This window comes from Campylobacter sp. BCW_6467 (genome assembly GCF_001762855.1).
Lineage (GTDB): Bacteria > Campylobacterota > Campylobacteria > Campylobacterales > Campylobacteraceae > Campylobacter_D > Campylobacter_D jejuni.
Window position 1 is genome coordinate 1 of sequence record NZ_MJXP01000037.1, and the last position, 2725, is coordinate 2725.

The 2725-nt window shown below is 23.6% G+C and carries 7 protein-coding genes; 3 read left to right on the forward strand and 4 right to left on the reverse strand.

What is annotated here, in order from left to right; translation table 11 throughout:
• Positions 1–38 precede the first annotated feature (38 nt).
• Positions 39–332: a hypothetical protein gene (locus AJ888_RS04990; protein WP_180753251.1), complete on the forward strand. Its 294-nt coding sequence runs from the start codon at positions 39–41 to the stop codon at positions 330–332.
• A 42-nt stretch (positions 333–374) separates the two neighbouring features.
• Here AJ888_RS04990 and AJ888_RS09625 read toward each other — a convergent pair whose 3' ends face one another.
• Both AJ888_RS09625 and AJ888_RS09630 read right to left on the reverse strand, forming a co-directional pair.
• Positions 375–974, reverse strand: coding sequence for a tyrosine-type recombinase/integrase (locus AJ888_RS09625; RefSeq protein ID WP_079744356.1), 600 nt, complete (start codon positions 972–974; stop codon positions 375–377).
• A 55-nt stretch (positions 975–1029) separates the two neighbouring features.
• Positions 1030–1314, reverse strand: coding sequence for a hypothetical protein (locus AJ888_RS09630; RefSeq protein ID WP_070296166.1), 285 nt, complete (start codon positions 1312–1314; stop codon positions 1030–1032).
• Between the two features lie 229 nt (positions 1315–1543).
• Between AJ888_RS09630 and AJ888_RS05005 the strand changes: the two genes are divergently transcribed.
• Positions 1544–1774 (forward strand): hypothetical protein, encoded by a 231-nt coding sequence (locus AJ888_RS05005; protein ID WP_002779694.1) that lies wholly within the window; start codon positions 1544–1546, stop codon positions 1772–1774.
• A 12-nt stretch (positions 1775–1786) separates the two neighbouring features.
• Positions 1787–2014, forward strand: coding sequence for a WGR domain-containing protein (locus AJ888_RS05010; protein ID WP_002799350.1), 228 nt, complete (start codon positions 1787–1789; stop codon positions 2012–2014).
• Positions 2015–2327: 313 nt separating this feature from the next.
• Here the strand turns inward: AJ888_RS05010 and AJ888_RS09210 are convergent, their stop codons facing one another.
• Entirely contained in the window at positions 2328–2471 is a 144-nt protein-coding gene (locus tag AJ888_RS09210) for a hypothetical protein (protein ID WP_002807233.1), read from the reverse strand.
• Positions 2472–2482: 11 nt separating this feature from the next.
• On the reverse strand, positions 2483–2725 hold a 243-nt coding region (locus AJ888_RS05015; RefSeq protein WP_002871600.1), incomplete at its 5' end, for a hypothetical protein.

Below are 2725 nucleotides of genomic sequence, written 5' to 3' on the forward strand. Positions count from 1 at the left end.
GGGGGGGGGTTGAAAATAAAGAAAATAGAGAAAAACTCATAAAAACCCTAATAATACACTTAAATTCTTATCTAAAAACTAAAAATAATCCAGAAAGAATTAATATTTTGGTTGAAATATATCAAGAATTACAAAAAGGTAGCCAAACTCCTGATCTTATTGATATAGAAGAACTTGAATTTAACAAAGAAGACATTTTCAAAGAATTATTTTATGCTTTAGGCGGTTTAGGAAGTATGTATTCCGTAGAAATGATACAATCAAGAATTGCAAATTTCATCAAAATACTTGGCGGAGAACCTAAACTTTTATTAGAAAGATTTACAGCATAGACTTCAAAAAGAAGTCTATGTAAATACTCAATTTTAGAAAAATTAATTATTCAATAACGCAGCTTTTATTGTATCATTTGTTGCTTTGGCATATATAGTAGTAGTATTTAGATTTGCATGTCTTAGAATTTTTTGTATGACCACAAGGTTTGTTCCTTTGGCTGTTAATCTCATGGCTAAAGTGTGTCTAAGCAAATGAAGTCCTTTTTTACTGATCAAAGCTTTAGCATAAATATTATTTACAATCAAAAAAGCATTGCTTCTATTTAAATGTTTTCCTGTGCTAGTTTGCATTATGTAATCACTATCTTGGATATTTTCTTTAAAATATTCAAGCTCATCATCTACTTCTTCTTTTTTAATAAATGCAAATTGTTCTTTACCGCCCTTGCCTATTATGGATATTTTTAATATTTCATCATCAACCTCTTCAAAATCACAAAGTTTTACATTTAAAGCTTCAGAAATTCTAAGTCCTCCATAAAGCATAAGTTTTATCAGTAAAGAATTTCTAAAACTATTGTAAACTTCTTTTTTTGCTTTTTCTTTCTCTAAAACATTATTTAGCCTTATAATTTCATTTTCATTAAGATAATTTAATTTTTCTTCTGATTTTTCTGTTCTAAATCTAATTTTCTTCATATCAAAGGAAAAAACAAACAAATCATCATTATTATCGCTTATAAAAGAAAAAAAGCTAGTTAATACTCTCAAATAAGTTATTTTTGTTTTTTTTTGATAGTTTATTGCCATTTTTTGAATTATTTTCTAAATAATTAAGAAAATTGACTAAAAAAGTCGTTTTTATATCGTTTATTTGCATTTTATCTTGATAATCTAAAGAATATTCTACAAGATCTAGTAAAATACGCCTATAAAGTAAAAAAGTATTATTTGAATAGGATAATGCTTGAATATGTTTCAAATAAGCTTCTATCCAACGCTCTAAATCTTCGCTTATTGTAGTATTTTTAAGTTTCATTTTATTTATATCCTTTTTTTTATAACATAATTTAACATTATGTTATATTTATTTACTTGTGTTAATATCAAAATATATATTTTAATAGGCTTATTTTGATATAAGATTATGTTATATATTTTAAATTATACCATAAAAATATTTATATTTTTGCATTATTTGTCTATTTATACAATTTTTTATTAATATTATGGTATAATTTATATATTTTAACAAATAAAGGATAAAAATGGAAAAAAATACAATAAATAATGAAAATATTCAAAAAAATGAAATATTAATTCCAAAAAGAGTATTATTTGATGAAAAAACATTAAAAATGATAGAAATGATGATTCCTACTTACAAAGATGAAATTTCTAATACAAATAAAGAAAATGAGAAAATTAATCAAATGATTAAGCTTGCTATAGAAAAAATGTTTAAAAATGATTTTTTGAATAAAATAAATAATTTTTAATTAGGTTTTTTTATGAATAATGTTTTGTTGCACAGAATAACTGAGAAAGGAAACATTCGCTATTATAGCATAGAAATTATTGCCACTCTATTTGAGGAATATATGGTTGAGAGAGTTTACGGAAATGTGCGTTTTAAAAGTTGTACAGGAAGAAAAAATAATGTATTTCCAAGTTTTAATGAGGCACAAATTTTTTTTGAGAGGTTAAAGAAACAAAAAATGAAAAAAGGGTATGCGTAAGTTTTTGCTCAAAAAACAAGAAAAAACATTGATAAAATAGGCTTTTGAGATAAGCTTTTAGCTAAACTCTCAAAAACAGGTAAAAAATCCTTATCAAATCCGCTAATTTCAATTTTTATAGCCATTTGTATCCTTTCTTATATAATTTTTATTTTTATTATACCATAAAGGGTTTTGTTGTAAAATTGGAAAAAACTTTTTTTATATATAAAATTACATAAATAAGACAATCAAAATACAATATAAAAGATTAAAGAATAGTAAAAACGGTTTTTTAAAAAAAACTAATATAAATATATGGCTAATTATATAATTAATCCTCCTCTAAGCCATCATTAATTCCTGCTTCTGCAAGTTCAAGCTGTTCTTTTTGATACACTTTATCATCTTTAAAGGCTTCAAAACTTTTTTCCCATAAAACCTTTCTTTGCTCTATATATTCTTGATCTTTACACATATTAATCCTTTTTATTTATCAGGTTTAAAACCACTATCTAAAATTATTTTTGTCATTGCACCTTTAAGTTTATCAAAACGATTTAAAGCTTGCATATTGCTAACTCTAAGCAATCTTATTTTATCATCTTTTTTATAAAACACTTTAAAAACTTCATCACTTTGTTTGTGTTTTACCATATCATCTAAAGTAGGACTATCTATGAATTCATATTCTTTGGTAAAATCTTCATTTAAAACATCGAATAAATCTTG

Bases quoted from the DNA above. Each gene is read 5' to 3' on its own strand.
- AJ888_RS09625 (WP_079744356.1), bottom strand. From the start codon at position 974: ATGAAGAAAATTAGATTTAGAACAGAAAAATCAGAAGAAAAATTAAAT.
- AJ888_RS05005 (WP_002779694.1), top strand. From the start codon at position 1,544: ATGGAAAAAAATACAATAAATAATGAAAATATTCAAAAAAATGAAATA.
- AJ888_RS09630 (WP_070296166.1), bottom strand. From the start codon at position 1,314: ATGAAACTTAAAAATACTACAATAAGCGAAGATTTAGAGCGTTGGATA.
- AJ888_RS09210 (WP_002807233.1), bottom strand. From the start codon at position 2,471: ATGTGTAAAGATCAAGAATATATAGAGCAAAGAAAGGTTTTATGGGAA.
- AJ888_RS05010 (WP_002799350.1), top strand. From the start codon at position 1,787: ATGAATAATGTTTTGTTGCACAGAATAACTGAGAAAGGAAACATTCGC.